Here is a 20,731-nt window from a genome sequence, read left to right as displayed (position 1 = left end):
GACGCTGCGCCGCGGCTACAGGAACGACGCCTGGATCGGCGGCACGGGCGGCGCCACGTCGGCGCACTGTGCGCGGTGGCGCAGTGCGTGGTCCATCACCACCAGCGCCAGCAGGGCCTCGGCGATGGGTGCTGCGCGGATGCCCACGCAGGGGTCGTGGCGGCCCTTGGTGATGACCTCGGTGCTCTGGCCGTGCACGTCGATGGACTCGCGCGGGCTGATGATCGAGCTGGTGGGCTTGATCGCAATGCTCACCTCCAGGTCCTGCCCGGTGCTGATGCCGCCCAGCACGCCGCCGGAGTTGTTGGTGCGAAACCCGCCGGGCGTCATCGAGTCGCCGTGGGTGGTGCCGCGCTGCGCCACGCTGGCAAAGCCGGCGCCGATCTCCACGCCCTTGACGGCATTGAGGCCCATCATGGCGTAGGCGATGTCGGCGTCGAGCTTGTCGTACAGCGGCTCGCCCAGGCCCACGGGCACGCCGGTGGCCTGCACGCGGATGCGGGCCCCGCACGAATCGCCCGCCTTGCGCAGCGCGTCCATGTAGTCCTCGTACTGCGCCACGTCGGCCACGGGGGCGAAGAAGGGGTTGCTGCGCACGTGGTCCCAGCTCTCGAACGGAATGGCCAGCTCGCCCAGTTGCGTCATGCACGCCCGGAACTGCACGCCGTAGCGCTGCGCCAGCCACTTCTTGGCCACGGCGCCGGCGGCCACGGTGGGCGCTGTCAAGCGCGCCGACGACCGGCCGCCGCCGCGCGGGTCGCGGATGCCGTACTTGTGCCAGTAGGTGTAGTCGGCATGGCCGGGGCGAAAGCTCTCGGCGATGTTGCTGTAGTCCTTGCTGCGCTGGTCGGTGTTGCGGATCAACAGCGCGATCGGCGTGCCGGTGGTCTTGCCCTCGTACACGCCCGAGAGGATCTCCACCGCGTCGGGCTCGTTGCGCTGGGTGACGTGGCGGCTGGTGCCGGGGCGGCGGCGGTCCAGGTCGGCCTGGATGTCGGCTTCGGTCAGCGGCATGCCGGGCGGACAGCCGTCGATCACGCAGCCAATGGCCGGGCCGTGGGATTCACCAAAGTTGGTGACTGCGAATAGGGATCCGAAGGTGTTGCCGCTCATGGCGCAGGATTATCCCAGAGCAGAGGCCGCCAAAGTCCGGGTGTGGCCTGGGCGCGCCGCGCCAACGCGCGGCCACGCTGGCGGCCTTGGCATTGTCCTGCGCGCTTGCTAGCATCGCAGCACGATCACCGGGACCTCCATGCCCACCTCCGCCCCGCCGAGCCCCGGCATCCCAAGCCCCTCCCCCACCGCCTGGCTGGCCGATGCGCCCTTGCGCAAGGCGCTCGACGACAGCGACAACGCCATCGTGATGAGCAACAGCGAGCGGCTGGTGGTGTATGTGAACGAGGGCTTCGCCCGCCTGTTCGGCTTTGAAGCCCACGAAGTGCTGGGGCGCAACCTCAGCCACGTGCTCATCGGCCCGCGCTCCGACCCCGACCTGCTCGGGCAGATCCGCGGCAGCCTGGGCACGAGCGGCTCGTTCCATGTGGAGACGCTGCTGTACAGCAAGTCGGGCCAGCCGCGCTGGGTGTCGATGATGATCAATGCCTCCGACGAGGCCTCGGGCGGGCCCGGCGGCAGCATCACCGTCCTCACCGACATCACGCTCACCAAGATGCACGAGATGCTGCAAAAGCGCGTGCTGGAAGGCCTGGTCAACGAGCTGCCCCTGTCCGGGCTCATGGCCTTGCTGTGCGACGAGGTGGAACGCATCGCCCCCGAGGTCACGGCCTCGGTGCTGGCGGTGGATGACCAGGGCCGTCTGCGCCCGCTGGCCGCACCGGGCCTGCCCGCCGCCATCAGCCGGGCCATCGACGGCCTGCCCATCGGCCCCAGTGCCGGCTCGTGCGGTACCGCCGCCTACCGGCGCGAGCCGGTGCTCACCACCGACATCGCGACCGACCCGCTGTGGACGGACCAGGACCGCGCGCTCTACCTCGCCAGCGGCTTCAAGGCGTGCTGGTCCAGCCCCATCTGCGACCACCAGGGCAAGGTCGCCGGCACGCTCGCGTTCTACTTTCGCGAGCCCCGCCAGCCCGATGCCCTGCACGAGCGGCTGGTGGACATGTGCCTGCACCTGTGCGCACTGGCCATCGAGCGCAACGCCACCCGCCAGCGCCTGCACCAGCTGGCGTTCTTCGACGCCCTCACCGGTCTGCCCAACCGCGCACTGTTCCACGACAGCGCAGAGCACCGGCTCGCCCAGCTGCAGGCTGCCCGGCACGGCGGCGCCGTGCTGTTCGTGGACCTGGACCGGTTCAAGCAGGTCAACGACACCCAAGGGCACGCTGCCGGAGACGCCGTGCTGTGCGAGGTCGCCCGGCGGCTGTCCCGTGCGCTGCGAGAGCACGACCTGATCGGCCGGTTGGCGGCCGACGAGTTCGTGCTGCTGCTGCCCGAATGCGACACCGACCGCGCCGTGCAGACGGCCCGCTCCTTGCTGGAGGCCGTGGCAGCGCCCATGGACATCGAGGGCCAGGCGCACGTCTGCCACGCCAGCATCGGCATCGCCATGTTCCCCGGCGACGGCGAAAGCATCGACACCTTGCTGCGCCACGCCGACCAGGCGATGTACCAGGCCAAGAGCGACCACCGGCACAGCCTGCAGCTGTTCAGTGCCGAGATGAACCGGCACGCCCAGGAGCGCGTGGCCGTGGAGCGCGCGCTGCGCCAGGCGATGGCCGAGCGCAGCGGCATCACGCTGCACTACCAGCCGCAGGTGCTCAGCAGCTCACCCGGCACCCTGCACGGGGTGGAAGCGCTGGCGCGCTGGCACCATGCCGACTGGGGCATGGTGCCGCCCGGCCGGTTCATCGCGGTGGCCGAAGAGGCGGGGCTGATCCACGAGCTGACGCTGTGGCTGCTCGACCAGGCCTGCGCACAGCTGGCCGCCTGGCGTGCCGCGGGGCATGACGTGCCCTGCGTCGCGGTCAACCTGTCGGGGCGCAGCTTTCACCAGCCCGAGTTCGCGCAGCAGGTCTGCGAGGCGCTGGCGCGCCACGGCCTGCGCACCGGCGACGTGCTGCTGGAGATCACCGAAAGCGTGATGATGGACGCGCGCCCCATGACGCGGACCAACATCGACACCCTGCACAGCCGGGGGTTCAGGCTGTCGCTGGACGACTTCGGCACCGGCTACTCGTCGTTGAGCTACCTGCACCGCCTGCCGATTTCGGAGCTGAAGCTGGACATGGCCTTCGTGCGGGACCTCACCACCAGCCCCACGGCGCGCGCGCTCACGGTGTCGGTGCTGAGCATTGCCCACAGCCTGGGCATGGCGGTGGTGGCCGAAGGGGTGGAGACACCCGGCCAGCAGCAGTGGCTGCAGGCCCACGGGTGCCCGGTGATGCAGGGCTACCTGTTCGGCAAGCCGATGCCGCCCGACGAGATCGAGGCCTGGCTGTGCGCGCAGGCACCGCACAAGCGCTGACGAAGACGCCACCGCAGCCCGCGAACAACAAGGCTGGGGCCGCAGGGTGCAGGGGCAATGCCCTGCCCCCCGGCATCAGCCGCCGGATTCGTCCTCGGGCCAGTCGCGGATGTAGGCCTTGAGCATCTTGTTCTCGAAGTTCTGGCTGTCCACCACGGCCTTGGCCACGTCGTAGAAGCTGATCACGCCCATCAGCATGCGGCGGTCCATCACCGGCATGTAGCGTGCGTGGCGGTCCAGCATCATGCGGCGCACTTCGTCCATCTCGGTTTCCATCGTGCAGGTCAGGGGCGCATCGTCCATGGCCGAGCGGACCTGCATGGTGCCCACGCTGCCGCCGTTTTTCACGATGGCCTGGATCACCTCGCGGAAGGTGAGCATGCCCACCAGGTCACCCAGCTCCATGACCACCAGCGAGCCGATGTCGCGCTCGGCCATCAGGTTCACGGCGTCGGCCAGCGGCTCCTCGGGGGTGACGGTGTACAAGGTGTTGCCCTTGACGCGAAGGATGTCGCTGACTTTCATGGTGTAGGTCTCCGGGAAGGCGAAAAGAGCGCGTCGCGCGCTGCACAGGTCTGCCACCAAATATAGCCCACAATGCCGCGTGCCCTGTCCCGCAAGCAACTGTGCAGGACATGGATTCAGAACATCCGCCTGACCCTCTGGGAGACAAACCACATGCCCGGCTACTCCGACCCCGGCTTCGACACGCTTGCGCTGCACGCTGGCGCCACGCCTGACCCCGCCACCGGCGCACGCGCCGTGCCCATCCACCTGACCACGTCGTTCGTGTTCGAGTCGAGCGACCACGCGGCCTCGCTCTTCAACCTGGAGCGGCCCGGCCACGTCTACAGCCGCATCAGCAACCCCACCAATGCGGTGCTCGAGCAGCGCGTCTCGGCCCTGGAAGGCGGCGTGGGGGCGATTGCCACCGCCAGCGGGCAGGCGGCGTTGCACCTGGCCATCTGCACGCTGATGGGTGCGGGCAGCCACATCGTGGCCAGCACGGCGCTGTACGGCGGATCGCAGAACCTGCTGCACTACACGCTGTCGCGCTTCGGCATCGACACCACCTTCGTCAAGCCCGGCGACATCGACGGCTGGCGCGCGGCCGTGCAGCCCAACACCAAGCTCTTCTTCGGCGAGACGGTGGGCAACCCGGGCCTCGATGTGCTGGACATCCCCACCATCAGCGCGATCGCGCACGAGGCGGGCGTGCCGCTGCTGGTGGACTCGACCCTCACCTCGCCCTGGCTCATGAAGCCGCTGGAGCTGGGTGCCGACCTGGTCTACCACTCGGCCACCAAGTTCCTGTCGGGCCACGGCACGGTGGTGGGCGGCATCGTGGTCGATGGCGGCAGCTTCGACTGGGACGGTCCGCGCTCGGCGGGCAAGTTCGCCGAGCTCACTGCGCCCTACGAAGGCTTTCACAACATGGTGTTCAGCGAGGAAAGCTCGGTGGGCGCGTTCCTGCTGCGCGCGCGGCGCGAGGGGCTGCGCGACTTCGGCGCGTGCATGAGCCCGCACACCGCCTGGCTCATCCTGCAGGGCATCGAGACCCTGCCGCTGCGCATGGAGCGGCACATGCGCAACACGGCGCGCGTGGTCGAGTTCCTGGCCAGCCAACCCTTCGTCTCGCGCGTGGGCCACCCCATGCTGGAGTCGCATGCAAGCCACGCCCTGGCGCAAAAGCTGCTGCCGCGCGGCGCGGGCTCGGTGTTCAGCTTCGACCTCAAGGGCAACCGCGAGCAGGGCAAGAAGTTCATCGAGACGCTCAAGGTCTTCAGCCACCTGGCCAACGTGGGCGACTGCCGCAGCCTGGTGATCCACCCGGCCAGCACCACGCACTTCCGGATGAGCGACGAGGCGCTGGTGAACGCCGGCATCACGCAGGGCACGATCCGCCTGTCCATCGGTCTCGAAGATGCCGACGACCTGATCGACGACTTGAAGCGCGCCCTCAAGGCCGCAGAAAAAGCGGGGGCCTGATCACCATGCAGATCCAAGTCAACGGCAGTACCACCTACTGCTACACCGGCGGCAAGCCCTTCGACGCCGCCAAGCCCACCGTGGTGTTCATCCACGGCGTGTTGAACGACCACAGCGTGTGGGCCATGCAAAGCCGCTACATGGCCAATCACGGCTGGAACGTGCTGGCGGTGGACCTGCCCGGCCACTGCCGCAGCGCGGGCGAGGCGCCGGCCACCGTGGAGGCCGGCGCGGACTTCATCGCCGCCCTGCTCGATGCGGCAGGCCTGCAGCGTGCGGCGCTGGTGGGCCACAGCTTCGGCTCGCTGATCGCGCTGGAAGCCGCAGCCCGCCTGGGCGCGCGTGTGAGCCATTTGGTGCTGGTGGGCACGGCCTACCCGATGAAGGTGTCGCCCGCACTGATCGACGCCGCGCTGAACGAGCCCGAGAAGGCGCTGCGCATGGTCAACGTGTTCTCGCGCAGCACGCTGGCGCCGCCGTCGGGCGCGGGCTTCTGGGTCTACAACGCGGGCATGGCGCTGGGCCGCAAGGTGATGCGCAGCAACACTGCCGTCAACGTGTTCCACCGCGGCTTCGTGGCGTGCGACAGCTATGCCAACGGCGAGCAGGCCATGGCGGCCGTGCAGTGCCCGGTGCTGTTCGCCCTGGGCGCGCAGGACCAGATGACCGCGCCCAAGGCCGCCCAGGGCCTGGTGGCCGCCGCGCGCGCTGCCGGCAAGGTGGTGCAGACCACCAGCCTGCCCGTGGGCCACAACCAGATGAGCGAGGCGCCCGACGAGACGCTGATGGCCATCCGCGACTTCCTCGCGAAGTAGGCCCGCCCATCGGGCCTGGGCCGGTAACGCAGTACACGGCCCCGTGCGCGCCAGACGCGCTTACTCTCGGGCGTCTCCGGCGAGCCTGTCGCGCCGCCACGCGGGCCTGCGCAGCAGAGTGAACGCACGCAGGCCCCATTCCACCGGGCCGTAGGCGTGCTGCGCCATCCACCAGCGACTGAGCGCCAGTTGCGCCGCGTACAGCGCCACGCAGCCCAGCAGCACCACCAGCGGCGACACCTGCCCCACCAGCGCGAAGCCATAGGCCGTGAACACCACGGCCCCCACCACCGACTGCAGCAGGTAGTTCGACAGCGCCATGCGGCCTGCGGGCGCCAGGGCCGCGCCCAGCCGGCGACCCAGCGGCCCGCGCTGCAGCACCCACAACAGCGCAGCGGCATAGCCCAGGCTGAGAAAAGGCGACGTGGCCAGGTCCACCGCGAGCGCAGCGGCCGCCACATGGTCGCTCTGGCGGGTGCCGCTGCTTTGGCCCCACGCGTACACGAAAGCCCCTGCGAACCCGATCGGCAGGCAGCACGCCATCCAGCGCACAAGCCGCGCAGGCTGCTGCGCCACCGCAGCCAGATAGCCCGAACGCCGCGCCGCCAGCCCCAGCAAAAACATCGCCAACGCGCACGGCCCCTGCACGAACACCAGCACGAACCACACACCGTCGGCCATGTCGCGCCCCCGCTGCAAGATGGCGTCCCCAGCGCTGGCACGGTAGGCATCGGCCGCCAGTTGCGCCTTGGCCTGCAGCTCTGCCAACGGCACCTCTGCCATCGGGGCCTGCGCAAAGCCCCAGGCGATCAAGCCCCAGCCTGCCGACACCAGCGCCAGCAACACCAGCGCCAACGCCACCGCACTGCCCGGCCGAAGCTTGTGCAGCGCCAGCAGCAGCAAACCCAGCACGGCGTACGTCACCAGGATATCGCCCGCATACAGCAGCCACGCATGCGCCACGCCCAGCACCAACAGGCCCAGCAAGCGCCGCAAAAACCGCGGCCCGAACGCAGCGCCTGCGCGCTGGGCCGACTCCATCTGCAACGCAAAGCTGTAGCCGAACAGCAGCGAGAACAGCAGGTAGAACTTGGTCTCGAAGAAAAAACTCACGAGCCAGCGCACCACTTGGTCCACAGGCCGGGAAAACGCGGGCTCGAACACGCCCAGGCCAAAGTAGGTGGACGCGAAGCTGCCCGAGTTGACGATGAGGATGCCCAGGAGCGCAAAGCCGCGCAGCGCGTCGATAGCGTGTTCGCGGTGGGGGCCGAGTTCAACGCGGGGGTTAGGCTCGGGGTGCGGGTCGATGCCACCGTCCTGGGGGGCGAAGGTACTGGCAGGCGGATGCGAGGGCGGTGGGTCGGCGGGCAAGTTGGTGATCATCTGGCGGCATTCAAAGCATTCGCTCCAAAACCTGGAAATTGTGGGGTGGACGGACCGGCCGACCAGCGCGGTCACGCCGCCCTGCCCGCGTCTCCAAGGCGGCACCCGCTGGCGGGCGCGCAGGCGTATAAAGCGCACAGAGCCTGCAGCGATTGTGCAAGAGCGTCGGTGACAGGCCGTGGACCACCACCAGGAGACAACGATGCATGTCAGCGCCCCGACACCTACGCCTGAAGCTACGCCTGAAGCCACGCCTGCACCCACGCCCGCCTCCACGGCCGGCACCGACCCGCGCAGCTTCAAGAGCTTTGCGGAGTTCTACCCCTTCTACCTCAGCGAGCACAGCAACCGCACCTGCCGGCGCCTGCACTTCGTGGGCTCCACGCTCAGCCTGGCGTTTCTGGCCGCGCTGGTAGTCACGGGCCAGCCCCAGTACCTGCTGTACGGCCTGCTGTGCGGCTACGGGTTCGCGTGGGTCGGGCACTTCGGCTTCGAGAAGAACAAGCCCGCCAGCTTCAAGCGGCCGCTCTACAGCTTCATGGGCGACTGGGTGATGTACAAGGACATCTGGACGGGCAAGGTGCGCTTCTGATCAGGCAAAAAAGCCCCTGCCGCTCATCCAACAAGCGCCAGCAGCTATTTATTTGATAGCAAACGACTGGAACGACCGGGTGGCTGGGAGCGCCAACGCCGCCACCACCGCATCCTCGGCCGCATCGCCCAGCACGTCTGCCATGAACAGCCGGTCGAGCCCTGAGCGCTCCCACAACGGTGCCAGACTCGGCGCGCGCTCGATCAGCAGCTTTTCGGCCAAGGGGGCCAGCAGTGTGCGTGCCGGGTCGGCCAGCAGCACCCAGCGCGGCTCGGGCACGTCGGACGCGCTCACGGCGGCCTCGGTCAGCTCGCCCACCCAGTCCAGCGCCGTTAGCGCCTCCAGCACGGGCTCGAGCTGCAGCACGTCCACCCGCAGCAGCTGCGCCAGCTGGCTCGGCCGCAGGCCCTTCATGGGCTGGCTGCGCGCGCGATGCAGCTCCTGCAGCACCTCGATGGCCAGCTGAAAATTCCACCCCGCCACCGTGGCCCGCCGTGCCACGCCGGCCAGCAGGCTGGGCAGGTAGGCCGTCACCACCGCCCCCAGCAGCACGATGACCCAGGCCACGTAGATCCACACCAGCAGGATGGGCAGCGTGGCGAATGCGCCGTACACCACCGAGTACGTCGGCACGCTGCCCAGGTACAGCGCCAGCACCTTCTTGGCCAGCTCGATGCACACCGACACGAAGAAACCGCCCGTCCACGCGTGCCGCCACTTCACCGGCGTGTTGGGCACATAGTGGTACAGCGACGCCATGCCGCCCGCCAGCACCACGAACTGGATGGAGTCGAACAGCAACTGCACCCCGTCCGGCAGGCGCCGCACCAACCCGCCAGATGCCGACATCACATACGACGTGACCGCCAGGCTCGCGCCCATCAGCAGCGGGCCCAGCGTGATGGCGGCCCAGTAGATCAGCACCCGCTGCCCCAGCGGCCGCAGCCGCTGCACGCGCCAGATGTCGTTGAGCGTGCGGTCAATGGTGAGGATCAGCGCCAGCGCCGTGGCCAGCAAGATCGAAAAGCCCGCCACCCCCAGCCCGCTGGCCTTGGCGGCAAACTGGTTCAGGTAGCCCAGCACCTGGCGCGCGATGCTGTCGGGCACCAGACTGGTCACCAGCCAGCCTTGCAGCGCATCCTGCAGCTTGCCGAAGATGGGGAAGGCGGTGAACACCGCCAGCGCTACGGTGAAGAATGGCACCAGCGCCAAAATGGTGGTGAAGGTCAGGCTGCTGGCGGTCAGGCCCAGGTGGTCTTCGCGGAACCGCTCGCGCAAGGTCTGCGCGGTGGTTCTCCAGGGAAAGTGGGACAGCTCGGTCATCAGCGCTTCGAAGCGCGACGCTACTGCCTGTAAGGAGAAGGGCATGGCCGATATGATGCCACCCCAATGACGCCCTCCCCTGCCGCCCCCGCCACCGCCTCCACGCATCTCCTGCCAGCCACTGCGCTGCCCGCAGCTCCCACCGACAACGCCGTGGCCGCCACGCGCTGGGTTGCCACCGGCTGCCTGCTGGGGCTGATCGCGCTGTGCCTGGCCTGGGAGCTGGTGCTGGCACCGCTGCGCCCCGGCGGCTCGTGGCTGGCGCTCAAGGCGCTGCCGCTGTGCATTCCGCTGGCGGGCGTGCTCAAGAACCGCATGTACACCTACCGCTGGGTCAGCCTGGTGATCTGGCTGTACTTCATCGAAGGCGTGGTGCGCGGCTGGAGCGACAAGCCGCCGTCGCAGTGGCTCGCCTGGGCCGAGGTGGCGCTGTGCCTGGTGCTCTTCACCGCGTGCACGCTGCACGTGCGGCTGCGCCAGCGCAATGCCAAGGCGGCGGCTGCAGCAGCAGCAGCTGCGGCGGCAGTCCCTGCGGCCACCTCTGCGCCTTGATGCCTGTCAACGCAGGTTGATGCCGTCGATGCCGTACAACACCGTGGATGCTGCTGCCGTCACCGCTTCGACCGATGCCACCGCTGCCACACCTTTTTTCCTGATTTTTGAAGAAGCTCTGCCATGACCACTTTGCTTGACACCCTGCGCGCCATCGTCGGCCCCGCCCATGTGATCACCGAAGGCGACCTCACCGCCTGGGAGCAGGACTGGCGCCGCCGTGTGCGCGGCAAGGCCCTGGCCGTGGTGCGCCCTGCTAGCACGCCCGAAGTGGCCGCCGTGGTCAAGGCCTGCGCCGCCAGCGGCACGGCGATCGTCCCGCAGGGCGGCAACACCGGGCTGGCCGTGGGCTCCACGCCCGACGATTCGGGCACGCAGGTCGTGCTGAGCCTCTCGCGCATGAACGCGGTGCGCAGCGTGGACACTGACAACCTCACCATGACGGTGGAAGCCGGCTGCATCCTGCAGAACCTGCAGGACGTGGCCGAGAAGGCGGACCTGCTGTTCCCGCTGTCGCTCGCGGCCGAGGGCAGTTGCACCATCGGTGGCAACCTGGGCACCAATGCCGGCGGCACGCAGGTCGTGCGCTACGGCAACGCCCGCGAGCTGTGCCTGGGCCTCGAAGTCGTCACCCCGCAGGGCGAGGTGTGGGACGGCCTCAAAGGCCTGCGCAAGGACAACACCGGCTACGACCTGCGCGACCTGTTCATCGGCAGCGAAGGCACGCTGGGCATCATCACCGCCGCCACGCTCAAGCTGTACCCCGCACCCGCCGCACGCCTTACCGCCTGGGCTGCCGTGCCGTCGATGGAGCACGCGGTCGAGCTGCTGGGCCTGGCCCACAAGCAGCTGGGCGCGGGCCTGACGGGCTTTGAGGTGATGGGCCAGTTCGCGCTCAGCCTGGTGGGCAAGCACATGCCGCAGCTGCGCGTGCCGTTCCTCGGCGACGAGAACGCGCCCTGGTGCGTGCTGCTCGAAAACTCCGACAGCGAATCCGAAGAACACGCGCGCGGCCGCTTCGAATCGCTGCTGGAAACCGCGTTCGAAGCAGGCTGCGTGACCGACGCCGTGGTGGCCGAGAACCTCACGCAGGCGAACCAGCTCTGGCACATCCGCGAGAACATTCCGCTCGCCCAGGCCGAAGAGGGCCTGAACATCAAGCACGACATCTCGGTGCAGATCTCGCGCATCCCCGCGTTCGTGGCACACACCGACGCGGTGCTGCAGCGCGAGATCCCGGGCGTGCGCCTGGTCAACTTCGGCCACCTGGGCGACGGCAACCTGCACTACAACGTGCAGGCGCCCGCAGAAGGCGATACCAAGGCCTTCCTGCGCGACCACGAAGCGCAGGTGAACCACTTGGTCTACGAAGCCGTGGCAGAGTTCGGCGGCTCGTTCTCGGCCGAACACGGCATCGGCGAGCTGAAGGCCGACAAGCTGGCCAAGTACCAGTCGCCGGTGGCGCTGGGCATGATGCGCGCCATCAAGACGGCACTGGACCCGCAGGGGATCATGAACCCCGGGCGGGTGCTGCAGGCCTGACGAAACCAAGCGGCTGTCCCGCCGCGTCCATCGGCGTGCAGCAGGCGGCGCCCAACCATCAGCTCTGCATCAGCTGCATCAGCGTGCAAAGTGCAGGCCGCAGGCAGCCAGCAGCTTGCGCAGAGGTGGCAACAACCCCTGGCCAAAGGCATCGGCCTCGTACAGGGCATACCGCTCCAGCGCGCGTTGCTCGAAGTCAGGGGCGTTGACTGCGGCAGCCACCAGCAGATCAGGGTGGTGGTTCAGCAAGCGGTAGGCGCTGCGTTGGCGCAGACCCACGAAGGGGCATTCTTCATCCGGCACGCGGTTGGCCCATCTGTCCAGATCCTGCAGGGTGTGCAGTTGGTCCAGCCAGTCCAGCACGGGCCCGTCGTACAACGCTGCCAGCTCATCGCGGCGCGTGGCAGCACTGTCTGCGCTGCCCATGGGCAACTCGTAGGTCACCCCTCCCGCCCGTTGCTTGAAAAGTGGTGGCGGCTCCAGGTAAGTGAAGGGCAGTCTGTGCGTCTGCGCGAAGTGCTGCAGGGACACCGTAAAGTCTGGCCCGCCATCCATATTGAGCGCGTGCTGCAGGTGGGAGGGCATCGCAAGGCGTATCCACACGCCGTGGTGCAAGGTGTCCCGCACCATTTTCGAGTAAACCAGCGCCTCGCCCACAGGCAGCTTTTTCTGGAACCAGGTTTCGCCCCGCAGCTTGCGCCATCCCCGCTGCGCAAACAAGGGCTCCAGCGATTGCTGCACCCAGCGGCTGCGCGCCGAGGGTGACACGTCGAGATCCGGCGACACAGGCACATCCGCCACGGCCGGGCCGGCCCCGGCAGGGCCGATCACCTGCCCGGAGGGCGTGTGCACCTGCCCGCTCTGTGGATCAAAAACCACCCAGCCCAGCGCAATGGCCGTCTTCTCGATCACCGGCAGTACGACCTCCAGCTCGGCCACCGAGGGACTGAGACTTTGCACCAATGCAAAGGGGTCTGGCTCCGGGATTTCGGTCCAGTAGTCGTCCGGCTCGCCGTCCGGGGGCAGTGCGGATGCGATGGCCTCCAGCAGTTGGCCCGCAGCAGCATCGGGGCTGAAGCTCAGTTGCTGGCGCAGGTCGCGCAGCATGGCTTGCGCGTCCTCGCTGGACACAGGAACGGGATGGCGCCAAAGGTGCAGGACATAGCTCATGACTGGGCAGAACGCAAAAAAAGGAAGGGAATGCAATCCAGCGCACATCGTATGCGAGCGCGCAACGCTGCCGCCCCGTGCCTTGGCAAGAGCCGCACCCACCGTCACGATCGCATCAACTTTCGCCCTTGTACCCTGCAGGCAAATCGCTGGCGGCTATGCAATGTTCGAGCACTGCCTGCGCCAAAATAACTACCTGCAACACTGCCAAGCTGCCCATGAACCACGCATTTTCAGTACGCCCCCTGCAGCCCACCGACTACGCCGCCTGGCGCCCGCTCTGGGACGGCTACAACGGGTTCTACGGCCGCTTTGGCGCCACCGCGCTGCCCGAGCACATCACCCAGACCACATGGCAGCGGTTTCATGACGAGTCGGAGCCGATGTGGTGCCTGGTGGCACAGGACGACGCCAGCGGCGAGCTACTGGGCCTGGCGCACTGCGTGTTTCACCGCAGCATGACGCGCATCGAGCCCGTGTGCTACCTGAGCGACCTGTTCACGCGCGAAACTGCGCGGGGCCGGGGCGTGGGGCGTGCGCTCATCGACGCGGTGTACGCCGCAGCGCGGGCCGCCAGGTCGTCGCGCGTGTATTGGCAGACGCACGAGACCAATGCGGCCGGGCGCATGCTGTACGACAAGATGGCCAAGCACCACGGCTTCATCGTGTATGCGCAGGAGCTTTGACCGGCAGACCGCAGCCGTTTCAAACGGACTGCAATTGCTATTGAATTGATAGCCTCTACCGCTTTCTCATCAAGCGGTAGAGCAACTTTCATTCAAAAAATCGCCGTGTGCTACCGCGCCAGCGCCGGGTATTGCGCCGCCCGCGCCTGTGCAGCCTGCCAGCTGGGCGGCACGCAGCCGCGCTCCATCACGCACAGGCTGGCGCTGGCCAGGGCGTGGCGCAAAGCTGCCTGGCACGCATCTGCAGACAGGCCATTCAGCCACGCCGCAAAGCCACCGTCAGCAGCCCCGCCCGCCTGCGACCGCTGCAGCAGGTGCGCGAGCAAGCCCGCCAGAAAACTGTCGCCCGCGCCCACCGTGTCCACCACGGCCAGCGGCTGGGCCTCTTTGGCGAACCACTGGCCGCCGTTCTTGTGCAGCAGCCAGGCGCCCTCGCCGCCCAGGGTCAGCGCCATCAGCACGGCGCGGGGGTTGGCGGCCAGCAGGTGGCGTGCGCGGGCCAGTGCATCGGCACCGGACACCTGCAGGTGCTCCAGGTCTTCGTCGCTCGCCTTGATGATGTCGGCCTCGGCCAGCGCCGCGTGCACTTGTGCGCGGTAGGCGGCCAGGTCGGGCATGACGGACGGGCGCAGGTTGGCGTCGACCACCACGCAGTGCCCCGCAGCGCGTTGCGCCTGCAGCCACGGCACGTAGACCGCAGCATCGCGCGCGTCCAGCGCCAGGGCGCCGGTACACACCAGCTGCAGCGCGGGCAAGGCGCTGCATGCGGCTGTCAGCCCGTGGGCCGACACGGCGCGGTCGGCCACGCCGTCGCGGTAGAACGCGTAGTCGGGGTGGCCCTGCGCGTCGAGGTTGACCACGGCCAAGGAGGTGACCTGCTGCACGGGCTCGGGCTGCGCCAGGTGCACGCCGTCGCCCTGCAGTTGCGCCGCCAGCTCGCGGCCGAACCGGTCGCGCGACAGCGGGTTGAGGTACTGCGTGCCCACGCCCTGGCGCGCCAGCGCGCGGCACAGGTTGTACAGCGCACCGCCCAGGCACGGCAGGTAGGTGCCGTCGGGGTTGCGGATCAGGTCGATCAAGGCCTCGCCGGCCACGGCGACCTGGACGGCAGGCGCATCAACGGGCAAGGAGGAGGAAGGAGCAGAAGATGACATGGCAGGGCGAATGAAGGGCAAACAAGGACGCGCTCAGAACTGCGACTGCAGCGCGGGGTACAGGGCCACGAAGCGGGCGTAGCGTTCGGCCAGCAGCGCCTGCTGCGCGGCCTGCGGGGTGAAGGTGGCGTCGGCGGGCAGCGGCTGGCACCAATTCGCCTCATGGCCGTCATGACCGTCATTGCCGCCACAGGCCATGGCCGCGAGCCGTGCGGCACCCAGCGCAGCCGCGGCGTGTGCACCCATCGGGCGGTGCAGTACGCAGCCCAGGCCACTGGCCAGCATTTGCGCCCAGGCGTCGCTGCGGGCGCCGCCGCCCACCAGGGCCAGGGCGGCGCTATCTGATGCGGCCAACGGGGCCGTGCGCGCAGCGCGCATGGCGTTGAGGCCGTCCAGCAGGCCAAAGCCCACGCCCTCCATCACCGCGTAGGCCAGGTCGGCCGCATCGTGCTCGGCCCGGAGGCCCATGAACACGCCGGTGGCGGCAGCGTTGTTGTGCGGCGTGCGCTCGCCGCTCAGGTACGGCAGGAAAAGGGGCGCCTGCGCCTGTCGTGCCGCCGAAAGCGCGCCCACGGCGGCCGACAGGTGCGCCTCGCTCGCCTGCCCCGTGAGGCGCGTGACCCAGCCGAAGGCACTGGCCGCGCTGAGCATGACGGACATGTGGTGCCAGCGCCCTGGCAGCGCGTGGGCGAATGCGTGCACCGCGCGGTCGGTGGCGGGCGCAAACGCGTCCGTCACGCGGAACACCACGCCCGAGGTGCCCAGCGACACGAAGCCCTGCCCCGCCTGCCGCGCGCCCACGCCCACGGCGCTGGCGGCGTTGTCGCCCGCCCCGGCGGCCACGACGACGCCCAGGGGCAGCCCCCAGCGCCGGGCCACGTCATCGCGCAGCACGCCGCTGGCCGCACTGCCTTCGGCCAGAGCAGGCATGTGCGCGCGGGTGAGGCCGCTGGCCTGCAGCATGGTGTCGCTCCAGTCGCGCCGGCCCACGTCGAGCCACAGCGTGCCGGACGCATCGGACATGTCGCTCACCGCCGTGCCGGTGAGCTGCAGGCGCAGCCAGTCCTTGGGCAGCAGCACTTGCTCGATCCTGGCGAAGACCTCGGGCTCGTGCGTGCGCAGCCACAGGAGCTTGGGCGCGGTGAAGCCGGGCATGGCGAGGTTGCCGGTGATCTGGCGCGATGTGGGCACGGCGGCTTCGAGCTGCGCGCATTCGGCGCTGGCGCGGCCGTCGTTCCACAGGATGGCGGGGCGCAGCACCTGGCCCTGTGCACCCAGCACCACGGCGCCATGCATGTGGCCCGACAGGCCGATGCCGCGCACCTGCGCCCACGCGGCGGGCACCTGGGCGCGCAGCTGGGCCGCGGCGCTTTCGGTGGCGGTGAGCCAATCGGCTGGGTGCTGTTCGCTCCAGGTGGGCTGCGGGCGGTGCTGGGGCACGGCAGCGTCGGCCGTGGCCAGCACGGTCTGCGATGCGTCGAGCAGCAGGAGCTTGACACCGGAGGTGCCCAAATCGATTCCGAGGTACATGGTGAATGGCGGGGTCGGTGGAATGGCACGCGGGCGAAGGGTCGGACTCGGTGGCGGGCCCTGGCTTCGACAAGCTCAGCCCGAACGGTGGGTGGTGGATGGTGGATCGAGGTTCTTGTAAATGGAAGATTGCTGCGCACGGCGAGAGGGTCAGCGGAAAGCACGCCCTGGCTTCGACAGGCTCAGCCCGAACGGTGGGTGGTTGGGTGACGGGGGTGGGTGGTTTCATCGCCGCATCGGCATCTGCCTGCGGCCCCACCACCACTTACCGCACCACTTACCGCGTCACGGACGGCACCACGGACGGCACGACGAACGGCACCGCCCATCTCACACCTTTCCGAACCGCCCTGCCCCCTGCTTGCGAAACTCGCTCGGGGTCATGCCCTTGACGTCCAGGAAGCGGCGGTTGAAGTTGGCCATGTTGTTGAAGCCCACGTCGTACGCGATGTGGGTGATGTAGCGGTCGGACTCCATGAGCAGCTGGCAGGCGCGGTTCACGCGCACCAGGTTCACGAAGTCGGTGAAGGTGTTGCCCGTGGCGCGGCGAAAGAAGCGCGAGAAGCGGCTTTCCGTCATGCCCAGCTCCTGCGCCAGGTCGGCGGCGGCCAGCGGCTCGGCCAGGTGGTCGGTGATGCGGCTCACGATGGCGTTGATCTGGTCCAGCTGGGCATCGTTGTCCTCGCTTTGCAGCTGGGTGCTCGACAGCAGGCGAAAGTCGGTGCAGCGTGCCAGGTCGCTCAGAAACTCGCAGAACGCACCGAACCGGGCCAGCCCCTGGCGCGCCTTGATGCGGTGCCAGTGCTCTTGCGCCTGCGACTCCATGCCGAAGAATTCGATGCCGTGGCGCGCGCGCTCCAGCAGGGGCAGCACCTCGCGCAGCTCGGGGATGCTCTCGCTGCTGGCCACCAGCGGCGCGTGCGAGAACTGGATCACCAGGTCGCGCAGCGGCACGCCGCCTTCGGGCAGATCCATGCTGATCCAGTTGTGCGGCAGGCGCGGGCCGGTCAGCACCAGGTGGCCGGGCTGGAACTGCCCGATCCAGTCGCCCACGAACACCTTGCCCGACGTTGCGGTGATGAGGTGCAGCTCGTACTCGTCGTGGTAGTGCCAGCGCGCCAGCGGCGTGGGAAACCCGTGCGACAGGCAGCGGATGAAGCCCGCGGTGTCCGGCGGCTCGTAGCCCAGCTCGGTCGAGCGCACATAGTCGTGCTCCAGCTCGGGCTTGGTCTGGCGTGGCGAGACGGGCGTCTTCACGGTCATGGCATCGTTCCGGTGGGCGGGGCGTTCAACTTACACCAAAGCCCCGGGCTCGGCACGACCGGCCGCAAAGGCCTGCACACGGGCATAGGCGCTGCGCAGCGTCTCGACGAGGCGCGGGTGCGATGCCATCTCGCCCCACAGCACCGTGTCCGCGGCAAACGCGGCGACCGGGTCGGCGGCGTCGCAGATGGCGTGCGCCACGGCCGGGTCCATGGCCTGGTCCTGGTAGGTGTAGGGGATCTGCCCCGCGTGCCAGCGCTGCAGGTAGGCCAGGAACAGCGCGGGCAGCATGGCCACGCTGTCGAACGGCGCGCTCTGCGCCAGCTTGTCGCGGATGGTGGGCGCGATCATGCCGGGGATCTTGGAGAACGCGTCCATGGCCACGCGCTGGTTGGTGTCTGCGATGGCGGGGTTGCCAAAGCGGTCCAGCACCACGTCACGGTAGGCCGCCAGGTCGATGGGGCATGGCAGCAACACGGGGATCGCGTCGTCGGTGACGTAGTCGTAGGCCATCTGGCGGATGGCGGCATCGTGCGTGCCTTCGTGGATGTACTGGTAGCCCGCCAGCGTGCCGGCCCAGGCAATGCAGCTGTGGGTGGCGTTCAGCAGGCGGATCTTGGCCTCTTCATGCGCCTGCACAGACTGCACCATCTCCACGCCCACGGTCTCCCAGTCGGGCCGGCCGGCGATGAAGTCGTCTTCGATGACCCACTGGATGAAGCTCTCGCCCATCAGCGCCGCCTTGTCGTCCCAGCCGGTGGCCGCGCGCACGCGCTCGGCCACGTCGGGCGTGGGGCGTGGGGTGATGCGGTCGACCATGGCGTTGGGGCTGCTGGTGTGCTGCACCACCCAGGCCTTGAGCTCTGCGTCGCCCAGCGCGTCGATGAACTGCAGCAGGCCACCGCGCGAGCGGTCGCCGTTGTGGCGCAGGTTGTCGCAGTTCATCAGCGTGACGGGGCCGGCGCCCGAGCGCATGCGCGCACGCAGGATGCTGACGAGGCCGCCGTAGATGGTGTGGCCTGCCTGGCCGGCTTTCACGGCCGCGAGGTCGGCACGCAGGTCGGCAAACGTGGGCCAGTCGAGCTGGTTCTGGGCATCGAGGTAGTAGCCCGCCTCGGTCACCGTGAAGCTGATGATGCGCGTGGTGGGGTCGGCGCCCACAGCGATCAGCGGGGCCAGGTCGTCCTGGTAGGGGATCACGCGCTGTATGGATTCGATGACGGTGTAGCTGCGCTCGCCCTGGGGCGTGACGGTCTCGAGCGTGTAGCGGCCGCCCTGCGCCTGCAGGGCCGCGATGGTGTCGGCCATGTCGGGGCGCAGGTTGCCGCCCGCGATGGCCCAGCCCGTGCCACCTTGCTGGCGCAGCTGGTGGACGTAGACGGCCTGGTGGGCACGGTGGAAGGAGCCCAGGCCCAGATGCAGGATGAAATTCATGGTGCGTGAAGACGGGTATTCAGAGATCAAAATTCGTGGGCATCATCACGACGTCGCGGATGGTCATGCCGCGCGGGCGGGTGAGCATGAAGAGCACCACGTCGGCCACTTCGCAGGCCTCGATGAGGCTGCCGCTGGCCTTGGCCTCGGCGAGCTTTTCCGCGGGCCAGTCGGCCAGCAGCGAGGTGATGACGGGCCCGGGCGAGATGGAGCCCACACGGATGCCGTGCTTGAACACCTGGCGGCGCACGGTCTGCACGAAGCAGTTGACCGCCCACTTGGACGACGCGTAGACGGGCTCCCACGGCGTGGGGAAATGCGCGGCCAGCGAGCTGGTGACGATGATGTCGCCCCGGCCGCGCTCGATCATGTGGGGCAGCACGTTGTGCACGTTCTTCATCACCACGTTGACGTTCAAATTCAGCATGCGGTCGATGGCATCAGGGTCGGCATCCACCAGGTCGCCGCCCACATACAGCCCCGCGTTGGCGTGGAAGATGTCGAGCTGCCCCGCGAGCGCCAGCGTGCGCTGCAGCAGGCTGGCGCATTGTTTGGCATCGAGCAGGTCCAGCACCAGCGTCAAGGCGCTGGGGCCGATGGCGGCACACGCCTTGATCAGCGCGGCTTCGTCGCGGTCGATCAGCACCACGCGCGCGCCGGCATCGGCCATGGCCTTGGCGCTGGCGAATCCGATGCCCGAGGCAGCGCCGGTGACCGCTGCCACCTGCCCTTGCAGGGTCTGCGCGGCACTCATGCTGCGTGGCCCGCCACAACGCGGCCGGCGGTGTCAAACCAGTGCGCGTGCGATGCATCGATGTCCAGGCTGACCGCATCGCCCGCGCGCAGGCCCGTGCGGTCGTTCTGGCGCGAGACGAACTGCGCGCCGCCGGGCGTGCTGACGTAGATCAGCGTCTCGGCGCCCAGTGCTTCGATCAGGTCCACCTGGCCGCCCACAGGCGTGGCGCCGGTGTGGCGCACGGTGATGTTCTCGGGGCGCAGGCCGATGGCGCCCACGGCGGCACCATCGCGGGCCGTTGGGGCCTGCTGTTGCACGGGCTGCGGCAGCTTGTCCACGGGCACCACGTTCATCTGCGGCGTGCCGATGAACTGGGCCACGAACTGGTTGGCGGGCTTGTCGTACAGCTCCAGCGGCGTGCCCACCTGCTCGATCACGCCGTCTCGCAGCACCACCACGCGGTCGGCCAGCGTCATGGCTTCGACCTGGTCGTGCGTCACGTAGATGGTGGTGGCGCCCAGGTCGCGGTGCAGCTTGGCGATCTCCACGCGCGTCTGGCCGCGCAGCGCCGCGTCGAGGTTGGACAGCGGCTCGTCGAACAAAAACACCTTGGGCGCGCGCACGATGGCGCGGCCGATGGCCACGCGCTGGCGCTGGCCGCCCGACAGCTCCTTGGGCGTGCGCTGCAGGTAGCTGGTGAGGTTGAGGATGCGCGCGGCGTTCTGCACCTTGTCGTCGATCACCTGCTTGTCGACCTTGGCGAGCTTGAGCGCGAAGCTCATGTTCTCGTACACGCTCATGTGCGGGTACAGCGCGTAGCTCTGGAACACCATGGCCAGGTCGCGCTTGCTCGACGGCTGGTCCGTGATGTCGCGGCCGTCGAGCATCAGCGAGCCGCCGTCGATGGCTTCGAGCCCCGCGATCAGCCGCAGCAGCGTGGATTTGCCGCATCCCGACGGGCCGACGAAGACGATGAACTCGCCCTGCTGGATGGTGAGGTCGATGCCCTTGATGGCGCGGTGCTCGCCGAAGAATTTTTCGATGCCGCGCAGTTGAAGGTAGGCCATGGAATCAGGTT

The 20,731-nt window shown here is 68.7% G+C and carries 18 protein-coding genes; 7 read left to right on the top strand and 11 right to left on the bottom strand.

All coding sequences use genetic code 11. The annotated features are described in order from the left end of the window. Positions 1–15: 15 nt before the first annotated feature. Positions 16–1,113 carry a chorismate synthase gene (gene aroC / locus ASF16_RS04820; protein WP_056163561.1) on the bottom strand — a complete coding sequence of 366 codons (1,098 nt, stop codon included), beginning with the start codon at positions 1,111–1,113 and terminating at the stop codon, positions 16–18. Positions 1,114–1,252: 139 nt separating this feature from the next. Between aroC and ASF16_RS04815 the strand changes: the two genes are divergently transcribed. Continuing rightward, the gene (locus ASF16_RS04815; protein WP_056163557.1) at positions 1,253–3,484 is read left to right on the top strand and encodes an EAL domain-containing protein; all 2,232 of its coding nucleotides are present in this window, start codon (positions 1,253–1,255) and stop codon (positions 3,482–3,484) included. Between the two features lie 75 nt (positions 3,485–3,559). Here the strand turns inward: ASF16_RS04815 and ASF16_RS04810 are convergent, their stop codons facing one another. Next, positions 3,560–4,009: a CBS domain-containing protein gene (locus ASF16_RS04810; RefSeq protein ID WP_056163554.1), complete on the bottom strand. Its 450-nt coding sequence runs from the start codon at positions 4,007–4,009 to the stop codon at positions 3,560–3,562. A 153-nt stretch (positions 4,010–4,162) separates the two neighbouring features. Between ASF16_RS04810 and ASF16_RS04805 the strand changes: the two genes are divergently transcribed. After that, positions 4,163–5,473, top strand: coding sequence for an O-acetylhomoserine aminocarboxypropyltransferase (locus ASF16_RS04805; protein ID WP_056163552.1), 1,311 nt, complete (start codon positions 4,163–4,165; stop codon positions 5,471–5,473). Positions 5,474–5,478: 5 nt separating this feature from the next. After that, positions 5,479–6,288, top strand: a complete 810-nt coding sequence (locus ASF16_RS04800) for an alpha/beta fold hydrolase (RefSeq protein WP_056163550.1) — start codon at positions 5,479–5,481, stop codon at positions 6,286–6,288. 60 nt (positions 6,289–6,348) lie between these two features. Here the strand turns inward: ASF16_RS04800 and ASF16_RS04795 are convergent, their stop codons facing one another. After that, positions 6,349–7,671, bottom strand: coding sequence for a DUF418 domain-containing protein (locus ASF16_RS04795; RefSeq protein ID WP_082516748.1), 1,323 nt, complete (start codon positions 7,669–7,671; stop codon positions 6,349–6,351). Between the two features lie 202 nt (positions 7,672–7,873). Here ASF16_RS04795 and ASF16_RS04790 point away from each other — a divergent pair, with 202 nt between their 5' ends. Continuing rightward, the gene (locus ASF16_RS04790; RefSeq protein ID WP_056163805.1) at positions 7,874–8,263 is read left to right on the top strand and encodes a DUF962 domain-containing protein; all 390 of its coding nucleotides are present in this window, start codon (positions 7,874–7,876) and stop codon (positions 8,261–8,263) included. A gap of 48 nt (positions 8,264–8,311) precedes the next feature. Here ASF16_RS04790 and ASF16_RS04785 read toward each other — a convergent pair whose 3' ends face one another. After that, on the bottom strand, positions 8,312–9,631 hold the full coding sequence (locus tag ASF16_RS04785) for a YihY family inner membrane protein (RefSeq protein ID WP_056163547.1): 1,320 nt from the start codon (positions 9,629–9,631) through the stop codon (positions 8,312–8,314). Positions 9,632–9,652: 21 nt separating this feature from the next. On the opposite strand from ASF16_RS04785, the gene ASF16_RS04780 reads away from it, so the two are divergent. Both ASF16_RS04780 and ASF16_RS04775 read left to right on the top strand, forming a co-directional pair. Continuing rightward, positions 9,653–10,138 carry a DUF2069 domain-containing protein gene (locus ASF16_RS04780; RefSeq protein ID WP_056163544.1) on the top strand — a complete coding sequence of 162 codons (486 nt, stop codon included), beginning with the start codon at positions 9,653–9,655 and terminating at the stop codon, positions 10,136–10,138. A 123-nt stretch (positions 10,139–10,261) separates the two neighbouring features. Further along, positions 10,262–11,680 (top strand): FAD-binding oxidoreductase, encoded by a 1,419-nt coding sequence (locus ASF16_RS04775; RefSeq protein WP_056163541.1) that lies wholly within the window; start codon positions 10,262–10,264, stop codon positions 11,678–11,680. Positions 11,681–11,758: 78 nt separating this feature from the next. Here the strand turns inward: ASF16_RS04775 and ASF16_RS04770 are convergent, their stop codons facing one another. Next, on the bottom strand, positions 11,759–12,811 hold the full coding sequence (locus ASF16_RS04770; protein ID WP_235507260.1) for a hypothetical protein: 1,053 nt from the start codon (positions 12,809–12,811) through the stop codon (positions 11,759–11,761). A 257-nt stretch (positions 12,812–13,068) separates the two neighbouring features. Between ASF16_RS04770 and ASF16_RS04765 the strand changes: the two genes are divergently transcribed. After that, positions 13,069–13,536 carry a GNAT family N-acetyltransferase gene (locus tag ASF16_RS04765; protein WP_056163534.1) on the top strand — a complete coding sequence of 156 codons (468 nt, stop codon included), beginning with the start codon at positions 13,069–13,071 and terminating at the stop codon, positions 13,534–13,536. Between the two features lie 110 nt (positions 13,537–13,646). Here the strand turns inward: ASF16_RS04765 and ASF16_RS04760 are convergent, their stop codons facing one another. From ASF16_RS04760 to ASF16_RS04735, 6 genes are all read right to left on the bottom strand, one after another. Then, the gene (locus ASF16_RS04760; protein WP_056163532.1) at positions 13,647–14,690 is read right to left on the bottom strand and encodes a PfkB family carbohydrate kinase; all 1,044 of its coding nucleotides are present in this window, start codon (positions 14,688–14,690) and stop codon (positions 13,647–13,649) included. Positions 14,691–14,723: 33 nt separating this feature from the next. After that, positions 14,724–16,220 carry a xylulokinase gene (xylB, locus tag ASF16_RS04755; RefSeq protein WP_056163530.1) on the bottom strand — a complete coding sequence of 499 codons (1,497 nt, stop codon included), beginning with the start codon at positions 16,218–16,220 and terminating at the stop codon, positions 14,724–14,726. A 330-nt stretch (positions 16,221–16,550) separates the two neighbouring features. Then, complete coding sequence (locus tag ASF16_RS04750; protein WP_056163527.1) at positions 16,551–17,483, bottom strand: AraC family transcriptional regulator; 933 nt, start codon at positions 17,481–17,483, stop codon at positions 16,551–16,553. Positions 17,484–17,513: 30 nt separating this feature from the next. Further along, positions 17,514–18,917: a D-arabinitol 4-dehydrogenase gene (gene dalD, locus ASF16_RS04745; protein WP_056163523.1), complete on the bottom strand. Its 1,404-nt coding sequence runs from the start codon at positions 18,915–18,917 to the stop codon at positions 17,514–17,516. Positions 18,918–18,936: 19 nt separating this feature from the next. Further along, entirely contained in the window at positions 18,937–19,671 is a 735-nt protein-coding gene (locus ASF16_RS04740; protein WP_056163520.1) for an SDR family oxidoreductase, read from the bottom strand. After that, entirely contained in the window at positions 19,668–20,720 is a 1,053-nt protein-coding gene (locus tag ASF16_RS04735; RefSeq protein ID WP_056163517.1) for an ABC transporter ATP-binding protein, read from the bottom strand. The genes ASF16_RS04740 and ASF16_RS04735 overlap by 4 nt, the downstream gene beginning before the upstream one ends. Between the last annotated feature and the right edge of the window lie 11 nt (positions 20,721–20,731).

Source organism: Acidovorax sp. Leaf78 (assembly GCF_001422735.1).
Classification (GTDB): domain Bacteria; phylum Pseudomonadota; class Gammaproteobacteria; order Burkholderiales; family Burkholderiaceae_C; genus Acidovorax.
Note: the sequence above shows the minus strand (reverse complement) of the source record. Positions and strands in the feature narration are given on the sequence as shown.